The sequence below is a fragment of the Mannheimia pernigra genome (assembly GCF_013377995.1).
Classification (GTDB): Bacteria; Pseudomonadota; Gammaproteobacteria; order Enterobacterales; family Pasteurellaceae; genus Mannheimia; species Mannheimia pernigra.
Window position 1 is genome coordinate 1,692,617 of sequence record NZ_CP055305.1, and the last position, 18,704, is coordinate 1,711,320.

Consider the following 18,704-nt stretch of genomic DNA (forward strand, 5'->3'; position numbering starts at 1 on the left):
AAAATGGGAATGACCCCGTTGATAGAAAAAACAGCAGGCGACCCAGCTGTTTGTGAAAAAACTTCAGCCTACTATGGTTATGGTAGGCTGAGTGCGTATTTTACTGAAGATGGCGAAAAATGCAACGTAAATTAAGATAATTTGCTTATTTTCCTGATGAAATAATCCACAATTTCTAGGGCAATATCTATCTCATTTATTTGTTCTATGCCTTCAAATCCAGGACTTGCATTGACTTCTAGAACAACCACTCCATTTGCCGTACGAAAGAAATCTACTCCAGCTACCTCAAGCCCAATTACTTGAGTTGCCTTAATCGCTAATATTTTTTCTTCTTCAGTTAATTCAATACTTTCTGCTATTCCGCCTTGATGGAGATTGGCTCGAAAGTCTCCTGCTGCACTGGTTCTACTCATCGCAGCTACAACTTTATCACCAATCACAAAAACTCGAATATCACGCCCTTTCGATTCGGTAACGAACTCTTGGCACAGATAAGCTTCCTCTACTTGCCTAAAAGTTGAGAGTACCGATTCGGCATTATGCCTATTTTCAAACAGCATTACGCCATTGCCTTGCGAGCCATTCAGGACTTTTGCAATAAGCGGAAAAGAGAAATGATTTAGTTGCGATTTCACTGAAACTAAATCCCCTGCCAAATTAGTCTTCGGGACAGGTAAACCATATTCTACTAGCCTTTGCAAAGATTGCCATTTATTGCGCGCTAAGGCAAAAGCTTGAGCGTTATTTAAAACAGGAATACCTTTTGCTTCAAAATGGCGTAACACTGTGCAGCCCATTTCGGTACTGCTTGTTCCAAAACGGGGTAAAATGCCATCATAATCCTTTAATAGCACAGCCTCTGAATAGCTTTTAGCATAATGCTCTCTTTCTTGTTGATAAAAAACCTCAAATTTTCCATTATTTAGCATCAGTAACATTTTATTTGGATCTAAAATATCTAATTCAATGCCTCTTTTGATGCACGCATTTTTAATGCGTTTGCAACTATAGAGACGAGGTTCACGACATAACATTAACCATCTCATTTTTACGATCCTTCTTGGGTAACGCAAGCGGTCAAATTTTCATTATATTTTGCACATTCTGCCGCATCAAAAGGTTGATATTGAGTTAAATCTCGCTCTGCAACGGATTGTAAATGGTTTAAATGTGAAGCTAGTGTGCTTTGTATTGTCATCGTTATTTTTCTATAGTTTGTCTAAATAATGTTTACCATCAAGCAAGCTGACTTGACGTATAATCCACGCTTGGCGTTTTCGCATACTTAAGCTAGGTTTATCCACCTTAAACACAATTGGATTTGGTAGAGAGGCCGCCAATAATGCTGATTCTTGTAAATTCAAGTGCTTAGCTGATTTTTTGAAAAAATGTTGGGCTGCAGCTTCAACGCCGAAAATACCATCGCCAAACTCAGCAATATTGAGATAAACCTCTAAAATTCGGGATTTTGTCCATATATTCTCAACTAAAAGAGTCAATAGTGCCTCAATGCCTTTTCTTATCCAACTCTGCCTATGCCATAAAAATAGATTTTTCACGGTTTGCTGGGAAATCGTTGAGCCGCCTCGAATTTTTTTCGATTTCGCATTGAATTTCAACGCGGATTCAATAGCAGCAAGATCTAAGCCAAAATGGCTTTCAAATTTTTGATCTTCAGAAGCAATAACAGCCATTTTCACCTGCCAAGAAATCGCATCAAGACTTACCCAATCTTTCTTAATAGCGTAAGTTTTATCTTGTAACATATTTTCGACTTTTTTCTGCACCATATACGCAGAGTAAGGGACAGGCAGCACAGAAAAAACTAAAATAGCGATTAAGAAAAAACCACTCCAAAAAGTAAATAACCGACTAAAACCAAACCAAAGCCAGCCAAATATCGTTCCTATTTTTCGAGGAATAAAAAAAAGCCCTATTTTCTTCAAAAGAGAGCTTAACAAACAGTTCTTACGCGTTGCCATTTACGATTTACCATTGAGCTTGCCATTCACCCATTGCAGAAAATCTTGATCTAAGGTTTTTAGCATATTTGAGCCACGTGTAATAGTTGCCGCACTGGTATTCAAATTTTGTTGAATTTCACGTTGCGAATCTTTACCCTCTAACAAGGCTTGTACAATTTTCACCCGCAGCCCTAAAGACTCTCTCTCATCTGCAGTTAAAAACATTGAGAAAAAAAGTGCTAATTTATCTTCCGTCACAGCTTGTTTAAGCAACACTAAAAATTGCTCCCATTCTTTTGGATCTCGTTGGTTATAAAGCGTTTTCATTTTATTTCCTCAATATACAAGCGGTCATTTTTGTCAGAAATTTTGCAAAAATCTCACTTTTTATAACCGCTTGTCACTATATTATTTTCTATTTTTTACTAGCACGCTGATCATCTAACTCAGCCTCTTTGGGTACTCTGAATTTGAATAACTCGCTTGAAACACCGCCTGTGGTAATGTTGCGTAATACATATAAATTGCTTTGCCCATCACGCTCAATGGTGCTGAATCCTTTTAATAAACCGCTTTTCTCAATACGTACATCAAACTGTTTTAAGTTACTTTTATTGGATTTTGGCTTTAATACAAAAGTATCCGCATTTTGGGTTACATCGTATTGCGCCCAATGATTCTTATCATTGCTGGTTAATAATACAAATGGCGTATTATTAACCGCATCTTGCACATTATTTACGGTCACTTGTGACACAAAAGGATCATAAAACCATAAATTTTCACCATCAGAAACAATCAAATTTTCTTGTGGTGATTTAGTCTCCATTCTAAATAAATTAGGGCGTTTTACTTGGAATTTGCCTTTACCTTTTTGAATTTCTTTGCCTTTGCTTGAACGTACAACTTGATCGAAATCTGCACTATATTGGCTAACTTGCATTAAACGGCGTTGTAATTCAGCAACTGATTGAGCATCAGCAAATGCCGTGCCTGCTAAGCCTAATAAGGCGAAACTTAATACGGATTTTTTGAGTAATTTTTTCATTTATTTTCCTTACTATTCAAAGAATTTTTACCTCTTTGGCAACGAACCAATTAAACGCTTCATATTAATGAACTGCTACAACGATACAATAAAAGTTCGCCATTGTATAGCGTTAGATTAATGAGCCTCGTCCCAATTATCGCCAATTCCGACCTCTGCAATCAGTGGTACGTTAAGCGAAATGGCTTTTTCCATTTCAGCTTTAATGAGCTGGCTGTATTGTTCTAGCTTATCTGCTTTCACTTCAAACACTAATTCATCGTGAACTTGCATAATCATTTTAATCTCGTGATTACCACGAATCGCTTTATCAATACCGATCATTGCAACTTTGATAATATCTGCCGCCGTGCCTTGCATTGGGGCATTAATTGCCACTCGCTCCGCTGCTTTACGCAAAATAGCGTTGCTTGATTTAATATCGGGCAAATATAAACGGCGACCAAACAAAGTTTCCACATAGCCTTTTTCTGCGGCAACTTCACGAATATCTGTCATAAACTGCTGCACGGCTGGATAGCGTTTAAAATAGAGCTCCATATATTTTTGGGCTTCTGCTCGTCCAATACCGAGTTGGTTTGAAAGCCCAAATGATGACATTCCATAAATCAATCCAAAGTTAATCGCTTTCGCACTGCGGCGTTGCTCGCTGGTAACCTCTTCTAATGCAACACTGAAAATTTCTGCGGCGGTTGCTCGGTGAATATCTTTTCCTTCCGCAAACGCAGCGATCATCCCTTCATCATTGGCCAAATGCGCCATAATCCGTAGTTCAATTTGGGAATAGTCGGCGGCAACAATTTTATAGCCTTCTCTTGCAACGAATGCCTGACGGATTCGTCTGCCCTCTTCGTTGCGGATAGGAATATTCTGTAAATTTGGATCACTAGAAGAAAGTCGCCCTGTTGCAGTTACCGCTTGGTTATATGAGGTATGTACTCGCCCTGTTTTTTTATTAATTAATTGTGGAAGTTTATCAGTATATGTTGATTTCAATTTACTTAATCCACGATGTTCCATTAATAATTTCGGGACGATATGCCCTCGCTGTGCCAATTCATCTAACACTTCCTCGTTCGTCGAGGGTGCACCTTTGGGCGTTTTTTTCAAAACTGGTAAGCCTAATTTGCCAAATAGAATGTCTTGTAACTGCTTGGTTGAAGCTAAATTAAACGTCTGTCCTGCTTCCGCGTGAACTAGCTGCTCGATTTCACTTAAACGTTTTTCAATTTCTGCCGATTGTGTTAATAATTTTTTTTGGTCAATTAACACACCATTGCGTTCAATACGAGAAAGCACGCTCACCAATGGCATTTCAATTTCGTTAAACAATTTCACCAACTCAGGCTCTGATGATAATTTTTGCCATAACACTTGGTGTAACTTCATTGTGACATCAGCATCTTCGGCGGCATATTCTGCGGCTTTAGGAATCTCAATTTTATCGAAAGTAAGCTGATTTTTGCCTTTACCCGCCAACTCTTCAAATGGAATAGTCTTATGCCCTAAATAACGGTAAGCTAACTCATCCATATTATGGCGACCTGTACTATTTAAGGTGTACGATTCTATCATCGTATCAAACTCAACGCCTTGTAACTCAATGCCATAGTGAGAAAAAATGGTTAAATCATATTTGATGTTCTGCCCAATTTTTTTTATGCCACAATGTTCTAAAATTGGTTTGAGTTGCGTTAAACAAGCGGTCAAATTTAGCTGATTTTTTACCAATTCATCACTATTTTCATTATCTGTATCGCCAAGCTCACCAAACATATCTACTTGTTTTTGCTCCGCTTTTTGCTTATGCCCAAGTGGAATATAGCACGCTTCGCCATTTTCAAGCGCAAATGAAATCCCCACTAAATTGGCTGACATTGAATCTAAATTATCCGTTTCAGTATCCACTGCAACCATCTTGGCTGAATTCAATTTGCCGATCCAAGCCGCTAATTTTTCTTGTGTGTCCACCGTTTCATATTTACTGCGGTCAATCACGATAGGATCTGCAACATTTCCCTCTTTTTTAACCGCTTGTGTCACTTGGTAATGATTGGGCACTTTCTCTGCAGATATGCGAGTAAGCGGATTGGCGTTATTATTTACCTCATTCAGCCAACGTTTGAATTCATAATATTCAAATAAAGTCGTCAGTTCCGCACGATTTTGTGCTTGGGTTAAAAGCTGATGATGAGTAACGTCTAATTCCACATCGGTTTTAATCGTTGCCAGCAGATAAGATAAATCAGCATTCTCTTTTTCAGCGGCTAATTTTGGGGCGAAACTTTTTGCGCCACGAAACGAAAGTGAGGCAATTTTATCTAAATTGTCATAAATCTGTTTAAGTGACCCAATTCCTTGCAATAAAGCGAGTGCGGTTTTTTCACCAACGCCTTTAACGCCAGGAATATTATCTGCTGAATCTCCCATTAGGGCTAAAAAGTCGATGATCAACTCAGGTGGAATACCATATTTTTCAATAACACCTTCCCGATCAAGCACGGTGTTATTCATTGTGTTAATCAACATAATGTGATCGTTCACCAGTTGTGCCATATCTTTATCGCCAGTGCTAATTAACACATCTTTGCCATCTTTAGCTGCTTGCACAGCTAATGTGCCAATAACATCATCTGCCTCTACCCCTTCAATCGAAATCAGTGGAATACCTAACGCTTTAATAATAGCGTGTAACGGTTGAATTTGAGCACGCAACTCATCTGGCATTGGCGGACGGTGCGATTTATATTGCTCAAACAATTCATCACGAAACGTTTTTCCTTTCGCGTCAAACACAACGGCAATGTGGCTGGGTTCTACTTGTGCGATCAGGCTTTTTAACATATTCAATACACCATACATTGCCCCTGTTGGATCTCCATTTTGATTAGTTAGCGAAGGGAATGCGTGAAATGCTCGATATAAATAAGAAGAACCGTCCACTAGCACCAGTGGATTTTTTGCGATAGTTGCCATAAAAAATCTCTTGAAAATCAAATAAATATTGGCGTTATTATACAAGAATCGTAAAAGAAAGGGATAAAAAAGCGTATTTCAGCCATAGCCAAAATACGCTTTTTCAAGTGGTTACGATTATTGACCGAGCGAACTTGCTCCCATCATAATCATAAATAACGCCATTTGAATTTCATCTTCGGTTAATTCACGTCCATTGACGATTAATTTCTCATTTTCAACCGATAATTCCATCTTCACGTTGTTTTCATCTACTTTTCTTAATCCGTAGTGTCCAACGTCGGCATTGAGAAAAATAGCATCGACTTGTTGTTTGGCAAACGCTTTTGCTTCTTCTTCGCTTAACTTCTCTGTTGCCATTGAGATTTGGCGAATAAGATCTTCTGCATATTCACGGTTGATATTTGAAGTAAATTTACTGGTTGAGAGGGCTTTTAATACCTCTTGAATATTACCAAGATCTTGTAAATTAACTTGAGCCATATTTAGTATTAAGGCTAAATCCACTTTTCCTTTGCTATTTTCAAAAGAGAAATTATTAATGTGGAACTTGGCTGATTTTTCCAGTAATTTCAATAAGAGTTCGGTTGTCTGCTGATTTTCGATAGCTTCAGGATTAGACAATAATGGCGTAATATCGTTAGTTAATTTAGCATCTAAATCGTATGCCATATCCATTTTTAATTTTCCCATTTCAACCCCTTCAAGGTTGAAAGATTCAGCAGTCAAACTACCTGTAGAAACTAAACGCTCGCCTTTTAACAGATTATCACCTTTAACCACAATATCTTTAATTTGTGATAACTTGCCACTTTTAGACTTAAATTCAATATCTTTAACTTTCGCACTTCCTACTCCAAAGGTGAGATTCGGATAATCGCCATTAACCTCTGCTTGCATCTCATAAGACACACCTTGCACTTGGAAATCAAGCTCTTTATCCATTACCTTAAAGGCATCTAATTCAACCGTGCCATCTATTGCCTTTGCATTCTGGTAACTATATTCTAACTTAATGGGTGTTGCTTCAACAAAGCCAGCTTCATCACCATATTTAATCGGAGATACCTCAAAATTTCCTTTTATATCACCCGAATAACTGATATTAGCCACCCCCGAACCAATATTTTCTCCAACGAATTTTTTAAACTGCGTTGGTGCTTGAAGTTTGCTTTCAGTACTCATCATAACAGGTAGGAAATTAAACTTCGCTAAACGGTTAAGTGGCAATGGGCCGTGATGAATTTTATCATTACCAATAAAGTCTAATTTTTCACCATCACCTAAATCTACCTCTAATCGATATTTCGCTTCAGAACTGAAGAAGTGGCGTTCAATCTGCACATCTTTAAACGCAATATTTGCACCAAATTCACCACTCAATTGTTCAAATTGATGATTGGCTTGCGTAACTAATTCTTGATATTTTTCTTCGACTTGTTTACCTGTATACCAGCTGCCACCAACTGCCACTACACCAATTACAGCAACGACTGAAAGTGTAATTTTGCTTAATTTCATTGTGTTTCCTTTTATTTAAAATAGTTATTTCTGTTGTTTAGATCATCATTTTTTAAATTTCTTCAACTTAAAAAACGCTCAGTTTTTTCACTAAACGCTATTGGGCGAACATTGCCTGCCATATTATACGCAAATTATTTCAAAAAAATAACCACTTGCTACTTACTTTTAGTTGCTGACTTCATTGAAGCGACAAATTCCGCTAGCTCTTTAAGCAAATTTGCTTGATCATCTAAATTACGCTCAATGATTTTCACAATTGCCGAACCTGAAATAGCTCCATCTGCCCCTAATCGTAACGCTTCTCTAACTTGTTCAGGTGTAGCAATACCAAAGCCTTGCAAGATAGGGGCTGAATTTGCTTTTTTTAAGCTCTCGACTAAAGAATCCAGATTACTTGCGTGAGCCTGATTTTCTGCACTAGTGACCCCTGCACGAGAAACCAAATAAGTATAGCCCTCGGTCAATTGTGCAATGCGTTGAATCGTATTTTCATCTGCATTGGGTGGGCAAATAAAGACAGGCTGAATACCATATTTTTTAGCCACAGGAGTAAATTCTTCAGCCGCTAAAACGGGCAAATCTGCAATTAAGACAGCATCAACACCTGCTTGTTGGCAGCGATGGAAGAATGTCTCTGCACTTGGTACAAAAATTAAGTTTGCACAAAGCAATAAACCAATTGGAATCTCTGGATATTTATTACGGATTTGTGCAATTAATTCAAAACACGCATCGGTACTGTAACCTGCATCTAATGCACGTTTATTAGCCGCTTGAATAACGGGCCCATCTAATAGAGGATCAGAAAATGGTAAGCCAAGCTCTAAAGCATCTGCCCCCTTTGCAATCATTGTTTCGATAATTTCAACACTACGATTAAAATCAGGATCACATAAAGTAACAAATGGAACAAAAGCCCCTTCATTTTTTGCCTTTAAGCTATTAAATAAAGTATCAAAGCGACTCATTTTACTTTCCTCCATTTAAAATTTTATCGACCGTGAAAATATCTTTATCGCCTCGTCCTGATAGATTGACGACGAGCAATTGTTCTTTCTCAGGGTTTTGGTGAATTAGTTTTAACGCATAAGCAAGAGCGTGGGAAGATTCTAGTGCTGGAATAATTCCTTCATACTTCGCTAAGGCTTGGAAAGCATCTAGTGCTTCTTGATCTGTAATTGAAACATACTCTGCTCGCCCTGTTGCATTTAAATAAGCGTGCTGTGGACCAACCGATGGAAAATCTAAGCCAGCTGAAACGGAGTAAGACTCTTCAATTTGCCCATCTTTATCTTGCATAATTGGGGATTTCATACCAAAGTAAATTCCTGTTGTACCGTGTTTAAGCGGTGCACCGTGTTCACCTGTTTCAATCCCCTTGCCCGCAGGCTCTATACCGATTAATTTAACCGTTTTTTCTTCAATAAAGTCCGCAAACATACCAATCGCATTAGAGCCTCCGCCAACTGATGCAATCACTGCATCTGGCAAGCGGTCTTCTTTTTCTAAAATTTGGCGTTTAGTCTCTTCGCCAATCATTTTTTGAAATTCACGCACCATTGTTGGAAAAGGGTGTGGGCCTGCTGCCGTGCCTATTAAATAGTGGGTTGTATCGTAATTCGCTGCCCAATCACGCATTGCCTCACAACAGGCATCTTTTAATGAGCAAGAGCCTTTCTGCACCGAAATGACCTCTGCTCCCATTAGATGCATACGAAATACATTAGGCGATTGACGCTCAACATCTTTTGCACCCATATACACCACACAAGGCATTCCAAGCATTGCACAAGCAAGAGCTGTTGCAACACCGTGTTGCCCTGCTCCAGTTTCAGCAATGATCCGCGTTTTGCCCATACGTTTTGCTAGTAAGATTTGTCCTAACACTTGGTTAGTTTTATGTGCTCCGCCGTGCAATAAATCTTCACGTTTTAAATAAAGCTTCGTTTTTGAACCTTTTGTTAAGTTACGGCAAAGAGTTAATGCCGTTGGACGACCTGCGTAATTTTTTAATAAATCAGCAAATTCCGCTTGAAAAGCTGGATCTTGCTGCGCTTCAACAAAAGCTTGCTCTAATTCTTTGAGTACGGGCACTAAAATTTCTGGCACATACATACCGCCAAATTCGCCAAAATAAGGATTAAGAAGTGTATCTGACATAATTTTTCCTTTTCTAAATTTAATTCGCTAAAGACTGCGTGCCACATTCAAAGCTGATGAAGTTTGTGCAACTGGCATTACTTCAATACGATTTATATTCACGTGTTCTGGTTGTTGATTTAACCATAACACAATGTTGGCAACATCTTCTGGGCGAATAAATTCCACATTTTCATAAATTTTTGCTACTTTTTCATCATCACCTTTAAAACGAATATGAGAAAATTCGGTTCCACCACATAAGCCTGGCTCAACATTCGACACTCGCACTTTTGTGCCGGCTAAATCTGCACGTAAATTTAAACTGAACTGTTTTACAAAAGCTTTTGTTCCACCATAAATATGCCCGCCAGGATAAGGATAAGTGCCTGCAATTGAGCCAATATTAATAATATGACCTGAATTATGCTCAACCATTTCAGGTAGCACTATACGCGTTATTGTGACTAAGCCTTTAATATTAGTATCGATCATTTGATACCAATCATTTAAATCCGATTTATAGGCAGGCTCTAATCCAAGGGCTAGCCCCGCATTATTAACTAATACATCTATTTTTCGCCAACCTTGAGGACGACTGTTTAATGCTTCTTCCACTTTTTCTGGTTGCTGAATATCAAATACAAGCGGTAAAAATTGATCGCCAAATTGCAAATGTAGCTCGTTTAAACGCTCCGCTCGTCTGCCCGTACCAATCACTTTATAGCCTGATTGAAGCAGTAATTTACAAATGGCTAAACCAAAACCAGCGGTTACGCCTGTTACTAATGCAGTTTTCATTTTTTTACTCTCAATATTAAAATGTACTATCAAAGTAGTACAAAAAGAACAAAATTGCAAGGAATATATATCAGAAGAGAAAAAAAGCGTACCAAAAGGTACGCTAAATACATAGGAGGATCTTATAATTTTATATAACACAACATTCGATATCCATATCTTGAGTTGCATTCTATACCATAAATCCCTTTAATTCTGTGATTGTCTTCACATTTTTAGAAATTAACCTTATTTTTCTGTTTTTTTCGCTTTAAAGATTAAAATCAATAGTGCCATTACTACAGCAGTTGATACAAATCCTAATAAGGCTGATTGTGTGAAGCCCACAAACAAATAACCAACAATAGATGCTACTGCCACTAATAACGCATAAGGTAATTGAGAAATAACGTGATCCATATGGTTACATTGAGCCCCTGTTGAAGATAGAATAGTTGTATCAGAAATAGGTGAGCAGTGGTCTCCACATACTGCGCCCGCCATTACTGCCGATAAACAAGGAATAATTAATGAAGGGTCAGAATGTACAGCCATTGCTGCACCAATTGGCAACATAATACCAAAGGTTCCCCAACTTGTACCTGTTGAGAATGCCATTGCCGCCGCTAATACAAATAAAATCGCAGGTAAGAAACCCGCTGCAATATGCTCACCAACTAAACCAGATAAATATTTACCCGTTTGCATATCACTTACTACGCCATTGATTGTCCAGGCGAAGAATAAAATAGTAATTGCACCAGACATCATTTTTACGCCTAATCCATAAGCACGGAAGTAATTTTTTAGCGAAATATGACCGCTTGTTACAATACAAATCGTTGCGACAATAAGTGCAGCAAGCCCACCGACAACCAACGAAATACCTACGGTGGTATTTTCAAACGCCCCTAAAATAGAGAATGGTGTACCAGCTTCAGCTAAAGCATCTGCCCCCGTTTTTATCATCATTGTAACAGTTGTAAAAATTAAAGTAGCAATTGGTAAAATCAGATCACGAACTTGTCCTTTTGTCTCTACTTGCTCTTCCTCTAATGAATCTAACGCTTCTGTATGGCGTTCAAAACGAGCCATTGAGCCAATATCAAATGAGAAATAAGCTACAATAAATACCATAATCATTGAAAAAATCGCATAAAAGTTCATCACACTCATTGTCATAAATGCACCAAGTGGCGAATAGCCACTAATAGAATGCGTCGCTAATAAACCTGCGATTAAAGTAATGATGTAAGCTCCCCAGCTTGAAATAGGCATTAGAACACACATTGGGGCAGCTGTTGAATCTAGAATATAAGCTAATTTTGCACGAGAAACACGAAATTTATCCGTAACTGGACGAGCAATAGCCCCTACAGCTAAACTATGAAAATAATCATCAATAAAAGTAAAAAATACTAAACCTGCTGCCATTAATTTTGCACCACGTTTACCTTTTACTTTATTTTGTGCCCAATTAGCGAAGGCTTGATTACTGCCAGAAATACTTAATAAAGAAGTTAACACGCCTAATAAAACCAAAAATAAAATAATATTGACATTATTAGCATTTAAACCTTCCTCAGCACCTTTATAGACTAAAGAAACAACACTATTTTTAATATAGGTAAGTGCATCAAGAAAATTACTATTAGTTAGCATAAATGCACCAAATATAATTCCGATACTTAATGAAATAATCACTTTGCGCGTAATTATTGCTAACATTAATGCAATCAATGCAGGCAACACAGACCAAAGCGATGTAGAATAATCAACTAGATTCATAAAACCTCTAAAATGACTTTGTATAATTAAGGATAACAGCCAAACAAGAGATGTACTGAGATATTTATAAAATAAATATAAAGGAAGGAAATATGAAAGCCTAAAACCCACCCTAACAGTAGCACTCCGTAGCATTAACTACGACAGTGTCGTTTCTTTCGATAACGACCCCAACCAATTAAGATGACGCTTAATTGATTTCGGCAAACTCACCTTTCCTTTTTCTTCATCGTTTTCCACTCAGAAAAAATACTTATTGAATTTGCACCTCTACATTTTGTAGGAGGTCGTAAGATACCACGAATATCTTAAGATATAAAGTATCTCTTTTTTATTTACCTTAAATATCTTTTAATATATGATAAATAGCAATAACTTTAACTTTTCGTTACTACTAATAAAATAAGGAGTAAAAAATGTCAGATTTAAAAAGTCTTTTAAATATTCGTAGTTTAAGAGCATTCGCTAAAGATTTAGCTCTTGAGCAATTAAAATCAATTGCTCAAAAACTAGATACTATTATTGCTGAAAAAGAAGAAGAAATTAGAAAAGAAGAGCAGGAAAAAGCAAAACAATTAGAAAGCTTGAAAAAATATACCGAAATGCTTAAACAAGACGGGCTCTCTATTGATGAATTGGCACAATTATTAGCAGATAAAATGATTAAAGGCCGTAAAACACTTAAAGCACGCAAATCAGCTTCTCCTCGCCCTGCTAAATATAAATTTATTGATGCTAAAGGCAATGAAAAAACGTGGACAGGTCAAGGCAGAACACCAAAAGCATTGCAACAAGCACTAGATAAAGGTAAAAAGTTAGAAGATTTCGCTATTTAATATATTAAATAACATTAAATATAAGAGAGAACTCTATTGAGTTCTCTTATTTTTATAACAGGAAATGCTATGCTTGAACACAAAATATTATTAACCGAATGCCCTGATGACACAGGATTAGTCGCCAAAATTACTAATATTTGTTACAAACACCAATTAAATATTATTAAAAACTCGGAATTTGTAGATAACGAAACCAAACGTTTTTTTATGCGTACTGAATTAAATGGTATTTTTAACGATAAAACCTTATTAGCAGATCTGGAATTTACTTTACCAGAAGGTTCTATTTATAAATTATTACCAAAACAGAGAAAGCGTATTGTTATTTTAGTAACAAAAGAGGCTCATTGTTTAGGCGATTTATTAATGAAAAACTATTATGGTGGATTAGATGTAGAAATTGCTGCTGTAATTGGCAACCACGATACGCTAAAAGGCTTAGTTGAACGCTTTGATGTGCCATTTCATTTAATCAGCCACGAAAACCTAACTCGTATTGAGCACGACAAAATGCTCGCTGAAAAAATTGACGAATACTCACCTGACTATATTGTTCTAGCTAAATATATGCGGGTTTTAAATCCTGAATTTGTTGCTCGTTATCCAAACCGAGTCGTAAATATTCATCATTCTTTTTTACCTGCTTTTATTGGAGCCAAACCGTATCAAAGAGCTTATGAGCGTGGGGTAAAAATTATTGGTGCAACTGCACATTTCGTAAATGATGAATTAGATGAGGGCCCAATTATTATGCAAAATGTGATCAACGTCGATCACACCTATACCGCAGAAGCAATGATGCGTGCAGGGCGAGATGTAGAGAAAACAGTTCTAAGCCAAGCATTAGAATTAGTGCTTACCGATAAAATTTTTGTCTATAAAAATAAGACGATTATTCTATAACCAAAATAAAAAGCTGGTTCATCTTAATAACCAGCTTCTCTCTATTTAATTATATTCTAAACTCAGCAATAAAATAATGCCCTTTCATAATCGCTATAAATCTTTCCCCGATCTAGGCCTCTAAGTTCTAATTTCCAATAAATAGATTAAAAAAACAAAATAAACTTAAATTTTTTAGCCGTTTAAAAATCCAGACGTTTAGACGTCTAAAAATCCTTGACAATTCACCGCAACACCGCTAATTTAGCCATATTATTACAACTACAAGCGGTCAAAAAAACACAATTTTTTGCAAATAAGGATTCTATGGCTCAGCACATCACGCTTTTTGAGGAAACGCCCCTGCCACTTTCATTAGGCGGTGAACTTTCCCCTATTACTGTCGCTTATCAAACTTACGGCGTCTTAAATGCAGATAAAAGTAATGCAGTTTTAATCTGCCACGCCCTTACTGGCGATGCTGAGCCTTATTACGATACAGCAACTGAAAAAGGTTGGTGGCAAGATTTTATGGGAAAAGGGCTAGCTTTTGATACCGAAAAATACTTCTTTATTTGTAGTAATGTGTTGGGTGGTTGTAAAGGTACGACAGGTCCCGCTTCTATCAACCCTAAAACGAATAGACCTTACGGTAGCCAATTCCCCATTATTACCGTACAAGATATTGTGAATGTACAAAAAGCCTTGATTGATTATCTAGAAATCCCAAGACTTCATACAGTAGTGGGCGGCTCTTTTGGTGGAATGCAAGCAACACAATGGGGAATTAGTTATCCAGACCAAGTGCGTAACATTATTAACCTCTGCTCATCGCTTACCTTAAGTGCTGAAGCGATAGGTTTTAACCATATTATGCGTCAAGCCATTATTCACGATCCACATTTTAATGGTGGAGATTATTATGATGGCATAGAACCAGATAACGGCTTAGCAATAGCTCGAATGTTAGGAATGCTCACTTACCGTACCGATATTCAGTTAGCTAAAGCGTTCGGACGAGAAACAAAACAGCAAGGCAAAATTTGGGGTGAATATTTCCAAGTGGAATCTTATCTAAGCTATCAAGGCACAAAATTTCTGGGGCGTTTTGATGCAAATACCTATATTCATTTATTAAGAGCGCTGGATTTATACGATCCCGCCCTTGGTTATGAAAACGAAGAAATGGCGTTAAAACGCATTAAAGCTAACTATACATTTGTTGCGGTCACTAGCGATCAGCTTTTCAAACAAATTGATGTATATAAAAGCAAACAGAAATTAGAGCAAGCTGGGGTGAATTTAGAATTCCACGAGTTTCATTCCGATTTTGGACACGACTCATTCTTGGTGGATTATGATTTCTTTGAACCGATGATTAAAAAAGGCTTAGAAAAGTAAATTTACATTTTTTTAGCGAAATTTGACCGCTTGTCATCAAGAAAAAAGCACACATTGGTGTGCTTTCACTATTTTACTGATTATTTCAAACGCATTGCAGGGAATAAAATCACATCACGAATTGACTGTGCATTTGCAAAAATCATGGCTAAACGGTCGATACCTAAACCTTCACCTGCCGTTGGTGGTAAACCGTGTTCCAATGCTACAATAAAGTCTTCATCTTTAAACATCGCTTCATCATCACCCGCATCTTTCGCGACAACTTGTGCATCAAAACGCTCAGCTTGATCTTCCGCATCATTTAATTCAGAGAAACCATTACCAATTTCACGACCACCGATAAAGAGCTCAAAACGATCAGTCACCTCTGGATTTTCATCATTACGGCGTGCAAGCGGTGAAATTTCTGCAGGATGTGCCATTAAGAAAGTCGGTTGAATTAATTGATGTTCTGCGACTTCTTCAAAAATTGCATTCACTACAGAGCCTAATCCCCATGATTTTTGAATTTCAATGCCTAAACCTTTTGCAATTTCAACGGCTTTCTCAATGTTATCTAAATCGGAACGAGAAATACCATTACCATATTTCACGATAGCATCGTGCATTGTAATACGCTCAAATGGCTTACCAAAATCAAACACATATTCTCCATAAGGTACGTCTGTTGTACCAAGAATATCCAATGATAATTGTCTTAACAATTCTTCGGTGTTATCCATTAAATCGTGATAATCTGCATAGGCTTGATAATACTCAATCATTGTAAATTCTGGATTATGACGAACAGACACCCCTTCATTACGGAAGTTACGGTTTAACTCAAATACACGTTCAAAGCCACCAACGACTAAACGCTTTAAGTAAAGTTCTGGCGCAATACGCAAATACATATCCATATCTAACGCATTATGGTGTGTAACAAAAGGCTTCGCTGCTGCTCCACCTGGGATTACTTGTAACATCGGAGTTTCAACTTCAATAAAATCTCTATCTAAGAAGAATTTACGAATGCCTGATACTACCTGCGAACGAATCATAAAAGTACGGCGAGATTCTTCATTAGAAATAAGATCTAAATAACGTTGGCGATAACGAGTTTCCAAATCCGTTAAGCCGTGATGTTTATCGGGTAATGGGCGTAACGCTTTTGTTAAAAGTTGAACTTCAGAACAACGAATAGTTAATTCGCCTGTTTTAGTTTTAAATAAAGTTCCCTCAACACCAACAATATCACCAAGATCCCAAAGACTTACGTTTTCTTCGTAAACACTTTCGCTCAAATTATCACGTGCCACATAAAGTTGGATGGCACCACTCACATCTTGAATGGTAAAAAAAGATGCCTTGCCCATTACACGTTTTAGCATAATACGGCCCGCTACTTTAGCTTGAATATGTTGCTCTTTTAATACTTCGCCTTCGACTTCATCATACCTAGTATGTAAATCTTTTGCTAACACATCACGACGAAAAGTATTTGGAAAAGCGTTACCCTGCTCACGAATTTTATTTAACTTTTCACGACGAGCTAACATTTCTCCATTAAGATCTAATTCTTGATTTTCTACTTCAGACATTAAATTACCTTTAGATTTTCAAAATTTGGATAAATAAAACTGGGCGATTATACGTTATTTTCAGGAATTTTGGTAGGAAACAAGCGGTAAGATTTTCAATAAATTTTGCAAATAGGCAGGATTGAAGCTAAATCACTTAACTCCAATCCGTTATACATTACATTACAACAACATCAAATTGATCCCGATGATAATACGGTTCTAATTTTATCTCTATTTTTTGTCCGATAAAGGCCTGCAATTCAGCTAGTAATGCGTGGCTTTCTTCATTAATCAAGTATTCTGCCACTTCTTTAGACGCATAAACATGCATTTTTTCTGTTTTAAATAGATGATGTACACGCACAATTTCACGCATAATTTCATAGCTGACGGTTTCAACTGTTTTTACCGTACCACGCCCCTGACAAGCCGAGCAATCGCAGCAAAGAATGCGTTCTAAACTCTCACGCGTACGCTTGCGTGTCATTTCAACCAAACCAAGTTGAGTAAAGCCATTTACGTTAGTTTTTACTCGATCACCTTTTAACGCTTCTTGTAACGATTGTAAAACTAAGTTGCGATGCTCTACTTCTTGCATATCAATAAAATCAATAATAATAATACCGCCTAAATTACGTAATTGAAGTTGGTGTGCAATTGCCTGCGTTGCTTCAATATTCGTATTAAAGATGGTGTGTGCAAGATTTCGATGCCCAACAAATGCACCTGTATTGATGTCAATTGTTGTCATAGATTCTGTTTGTTCAATAATCAGATAACCGCCTGATTTCAGATTTACCCTCTTATCGAGTGCTTTTTGAATAGCTTCCTCAACACCGTAAGCGTCAAATAATGTTTTAGCCCCTATATACAAACTTACAGAATTTGTTAGCTCAGGCATAAACTCAGTTAAGAACTCTTTGACTTGCTCACAAGTTATTTTTGAATCAATCCAGACTGCATTAATATGCGTGCCAATAAAATCTCTTAGCACACGTTGAGCCAACGCAAGCTCTCCATAAAGCATTGACTTAGCTGGATATTTTGTTTTCCGCTCTAACACTTTTCGCCATAATCTTTTCAAAAAAGCAGCATCTTGCTTTAAGCTTTCTTCATTTGCTTCTTCAGCCGCAGTACGAACAATAAATCCACCCAATTCATCACAATAAGGCTCAACCAATCTTTTTAAACGCTCACGCTCCTCCTCACTTTCAATTCTTTGCGAGACCCCAACGTGACTATTTTCTGGCATAAAAACTAAATAGCGAGAAGGTAACGTAATATCAGTCGTTAAACGAGCCCCTTTGGTACCAATCGGATCTTTAACTACTTGCACAACAATATCCTGCCCTTCACGCACTAGCTCGGCAATATCTTTTACTACAAACTGCTTCTTCTCATTTTCATCAACACATTCTGTATGTGAAACAATATCAGAGGCATGTAGAAAAGCCGCTTTTTCTAACCCAATATCCACAAAAGCAGACTGCATTCCTGGCAACACCCGGGTTACTCGTCCTTTGTAAATATTACCGACAATACCACGCTTAGCTTCACGTTCAATGTGTAGCTCTCTTAACAATCCGTTTTCAACTAATGCTACCCGAGTTTCACTTGGAGTTACATTAACTAATAATTCTGTCCCACTCATTTTTTTCTCTATATTTGTAAACTACTCTAAAGTTTACCATTTCATCATTAAGAAAACAAAACCTTAGTATAGTATGTATATTTGTATGGTAGCTGCAAAAGAAAGAATGATAAATCGTACTGCACAAACTGTAATGGTTCATTC

Annotated in this window: 17 protein-coding genes and 1 riboswitch; of the genes, 4 read left to right on the forward strand and 13 right to left on the reverse strand. The window is 37.3% G+C overall.

Features of this window, described 5'->3' with window-relative positions; all coding sequences use genetic code 11:
- Positions 1–9: 9 nt before the first annotated feature.
- Positions 10–135: a hypothetical protein gene (locus tag HV560_RS10460; protein ID WP_256437769.1), complete on the forward strand. Its 126-nt coding sequence runs from the start codon at positions 10–12 to the stop codon at positions 133–135.
- Here the strand turns inward: HV560_RS10460 and HV560_RS08145 are convergent.
- The 11 genes from HV560_RS08145 to HV560_RS08195 form a co-directional block, all read right to left on the reverse strand.
- On the reverse strand, positions 132–1,049 hold the full coding sequence (locus HV560_RS08145; RefSeq protein ID WP_176812618.1) for an ATP-grasp domain-containing protein: 918 nt from the start codon (positions 1,047–1,049) through the stop codon (positions 132–134). The two genes, HV560_RS10460 and HV560_RS08145, sit on opposite strands and share 4 nt — an antisense overlap.
- Before the next feature lie 2 nt (positions 1,050–1,051).
- Positions 1,052–1,201 (reverse strand): hypothetical protein, encoded by a 150-nt coding sequence (locus tag HV560_RS08150; protein ID WP_176808612.1) that lies wholly within the window; start codon positions 1,199–1,201, stop codon positions 1,052–1,054.
- Between the two features lie 10 nt (positions 1,202–1,211).
- A complete protein-coding gene (gene mtgA / locus HV560_RS08155) occupies positions 1,212–1,985 on the reverse strand; it encodes a monofunctional biosynthetic peptidoglycan transglycosylase (protein ID WP_176812619.1) in 774 nt (257 codons plus the stop codon).
- Complete coding sequence (gene trpR, locus HV560_RS08160; RefSeq protein WP_176808614.1) at positions 1,986–2,294, reverse strand: trp operon repressor; 309 nt, start codon at positions 2,292–2,294, stop codon at positions 1,986–1,988.
- Positions 2,295–2,382: 88 nt separating this feature from the next.
- Positions 2,383–3,015 (reverse strand): outer membrane lipoprotein periplasmic chaperone LolA, encoded by a 633-nt coding sequence (lolA, locus tag HV560_RS08165; protein ID WP_176808615.1) that lies wholly within the window; start codon positions 3,013–3,015, stop codon positions 2,383–2,385.
- Positions 3,016–3,132: 117 nt separating this feature from the next.
- Positions 3,133–5,991: a DNA polymerase I gene (gene polA, locus HV560_RS08170; RefSeq protein WP_176812620.1), complete on the reverse strand. Its 2,859-nt coding sequence runs from the start codon at positions 5,989–5,991 to the stop codon at positions 3,133–3,135.
- 117 nt (positions 5,992–6,108) lie between these two features.
- Positions 6,109–7,512, reverse strand: a complete 1,404-nt coding sequence (locus tag HV560_RS08175; protein ID WP_176808617.1) for a YdgA family protein — start codon at positions 7,510–7,512, stop codon at positions 6,109–6,111.
- A gap of 158 nt (positions 7,513–7,670) precedes the next feature.
- Positions 7,671–8,483, reverse strand: a complete 813-nt coding sequence (gene trpA, locus HV560_RS08180) for a tryptophan synthase subunit alpha (RefSeq protein ID WP_176808618.1) — start codon at positions 8,481–8,483, stop codon at positions 7,671–7,673.
- Position 8,484: 1 nt separating this feature from the next.
- Positions 8,485–9,675, reverse strand: coding sequence for a tryptophan synthase subunit beta (gene trpB / locus HV560_RS08185; protein ID WP_176808619.1), 1,191 nt, complete (start codon positions 9,673–9,675; stop codon positions 8,485–8,487).
- A gap of 27 nt (positions 9,676–9,702) precedes the next feature.
- Positions 9,703–10,455, reverse strand: a complete 753-nt coding sequence (locus tag HV560_RS08190; RefSeq protein WP_176808620.1) for an SDR family oxidoreductase — start codon at positions 10,453–10,455, stop codon at positions 9,703–9,705.
- A gap of 228 nt (positions 10,456–10,683) precedes the next feature.
- Positions 10,684–12,222, reverse strand: a complete 1,539-nt coding sequence (locus HV560_RS08195; RefSeq protein ID WP_176812621.1) for a Na+/H+ antiporter NhaC family protein — start codon at positions 12,220–12,222, stop codon at positions 10,684–10,686.
- 111 nt (positions 12,223–12,333) lie between these two features.
- Positions 12,334–12,503, reverse strand: a riboswitch (Lysine riboswitch).
- 135 nt (positions 12,504–12,638) lie between these two features.
- Here HV560_RS08195 and HV560_RS08200 point away from each other — a divergent pair.
- From HV560_RS08200 to metX, 3 genes are all read left to right on the forward strand, one after another.
- Positions 12,639–13,058: an H-NS family histone-like protein gene (locus tag HV560_RS08200; RefSeq protein WP_176808622.1), complete on the forward strand. Its 420-nt coding sequence runs from the start codon at positions 12,639–12,641 to the stop codon at positions 13,056–13,058.
- 69 nt (positions 13,059–13,127) lie between these two features.
- Complete coding sequence (gene purU, locus HV560_RS08205) at positions 13,128–13,964, forward strand: formyltetrahydrofolate deformylase (RefSeq protein WP_159629880.1); 837 nt, start codon at positions 13,128–13,130, stop codon at positions 13,962–13,964.
- A gap of 306 nt (positions 13,965–14,270) precedes the next feature.
- Positions 14,271–15,344, forward strand: coding sequence for a homoserine O-acetyltransferase MetX (gene metX / locus HV560_RS08210; RefSeq protein ID WP_176808623.1), 1,074 nt, complete (start codon positions 14,271–14,273; stop codon positions 15,342–15,344).
- 80 nt (positions 15,345–15,424) lie between these two features.
- Here the strand turns inward: metX and lysS are convergent, their stop codons facing one another.
- The gene (gene lysS, locus HV560_RS08215; protein ID WP_176808624.1) at positions 15,425–16,927 is read right to left on the reverse strand and encodes a lysine--tRNA ligase; all 1,503 of its coding nucleotides are present in this window, start codon (positions 16,925–16,927) and stop codon (positions 15,425–15,427) included.
- A gap of 157 nt (positions 16,928–17,084) precedes the next feature.
- Positions 17,085–18,560 carry a ribonuclease G gene (rng, locus tag HV560_RS08220; RefSeq protein ID WP_176812622.1) on the reverse strand — a complete coding sequence of 492 codons (1,476 nt, stop codon included), beginning with the start codon at positions 18,558–18,560 and terminating at the stop codon, positions 17,085–17,087.
- Positions 18,561–18,704 lie beyond the last annotated feature (144 nt).

What these genes read in the sequence shown, in the direction of transcription:
- metX (WP_176808623.1), top strand. Translation starts at nt 14,271, where the DNA reads ATGGCTCAGCACATCACGCTTTTTGAGGAAACGCCCCTGCCACTTTCA.
- HV560_RS08145 (WP_176812618.1), bottom strand. Translation starts at nt 1,049, where the DNA reads ATGAGATGGTTAATGTTATGTCGTGAACCTCGTCTCTATAGTTGCAAA.
- lolA (WP_176808615.1), bottom strand. Translation starts at nt 3,015, where the DNA reads ATGAAAAAATTACTCAAAAAATCCGTATTAAGTTTCGCCTTATTAGGC.
- purU (WP_159629880.1), top strand. Translation starts at nt 13,128, where the DNA reads ATGCTTGAACACAAAATATTATTAACCGAATGCCCTGATGACACAGGA.
- HV560_RS08195 (WP_176812621.1), bottom strand. Translation starts at nt 12,222, where the DNA reads ATGAATCTAGTTGATTATTCTACATCGCTTTGGTCTGTGTTGCCTGCA.
- HV560_RS08200 (WP_176808622.1), top strand. Translation starts at nt 12,639, where the DNA reads ATGTCAGATTTAAAAAGTCTTTTAAATATTCGTAGTTTAAGAGCATTC.
- trpR (WP_176808614.1), bottom strand. Translation starts at nt 2,294, where the DNA reads ATGAAAACGCTTTATAACCAACGAGATCCAAAAGAATGGGAGCAATTT.
- lysS (WP_176808624.1), bottom strand. Translation starts at nt 16,927, where the DNA reads ATGTCTGAAGTAGAAAATCAAGAATTAGATCTTAATGGAGAAATGTTA.
- polA (WP_176812620.1), bottom strand. Translation starts at nt 5,991, where the DNA reads ATGGCAACTATCGCAAAAAATCCACTGGTGCTAGTGGACGGTTCTTCT.
- HV560_RS08150 (WP_176808612.1), bottom strand. Translation starts at nt 1,201, where the DNA reads ATGACAATACAAAGCACACTAGCTTCACATTTAAACCATTTACAATCC.
- trpB (WP_176808619.1), bottom strand. Translation starts at nt 9,675, where the DNA reads ATGTCAGATACACTTCTTAATCCTTATTTTGGCGAATTTGGCGGTATG.
- mtgA (WP_176812619.1), bottom strand. Translation starts at nt 1,985, where the DNA reads ATGGCAACGCGTAAGAACTGTTTGTTAAGCTCTCTTTTGAAGAAAATA.
- trpA (WP_176808618.1), bottom strand. Translation starts at nt 8,483, where the DNA reads ATGAGTCGCTTTGATACTTTATTTAATAGCTTAAAGGCAAAAAATGAA.
- rng (WP_176812622.1), bottom strand. Translation starts at nt 18,560, where the DNA reads ATGAGTGGGACAGAATTATTAGTTAATGTAACTCCAAGTGAAACTCGG.
- HV560_RS08190 (WP_176808620.1), bottom strand. Translation starts at nt 10,455, where the DNA reads ATGAAAACTGCATTAGTAACAGGCGTAACCGCTGGTTTTGGTTTAGCC.
- HV560_RS10460 (WP_256437769.1), top strand. Translation starts at nt 10, where the DNA reads ATGACCCCGTTGATAGAAAAAACAGCAGGCGACCCAGCTGTTTGTGAA.
- HV560_RS08175 (WP_176808617.1), bottom strand. Translation starts at nt 7,512, where the DNA reads ATGAAATTAAGCAAAATTACACTTTCAGTCGTTGCTGTAATTGGTGTA.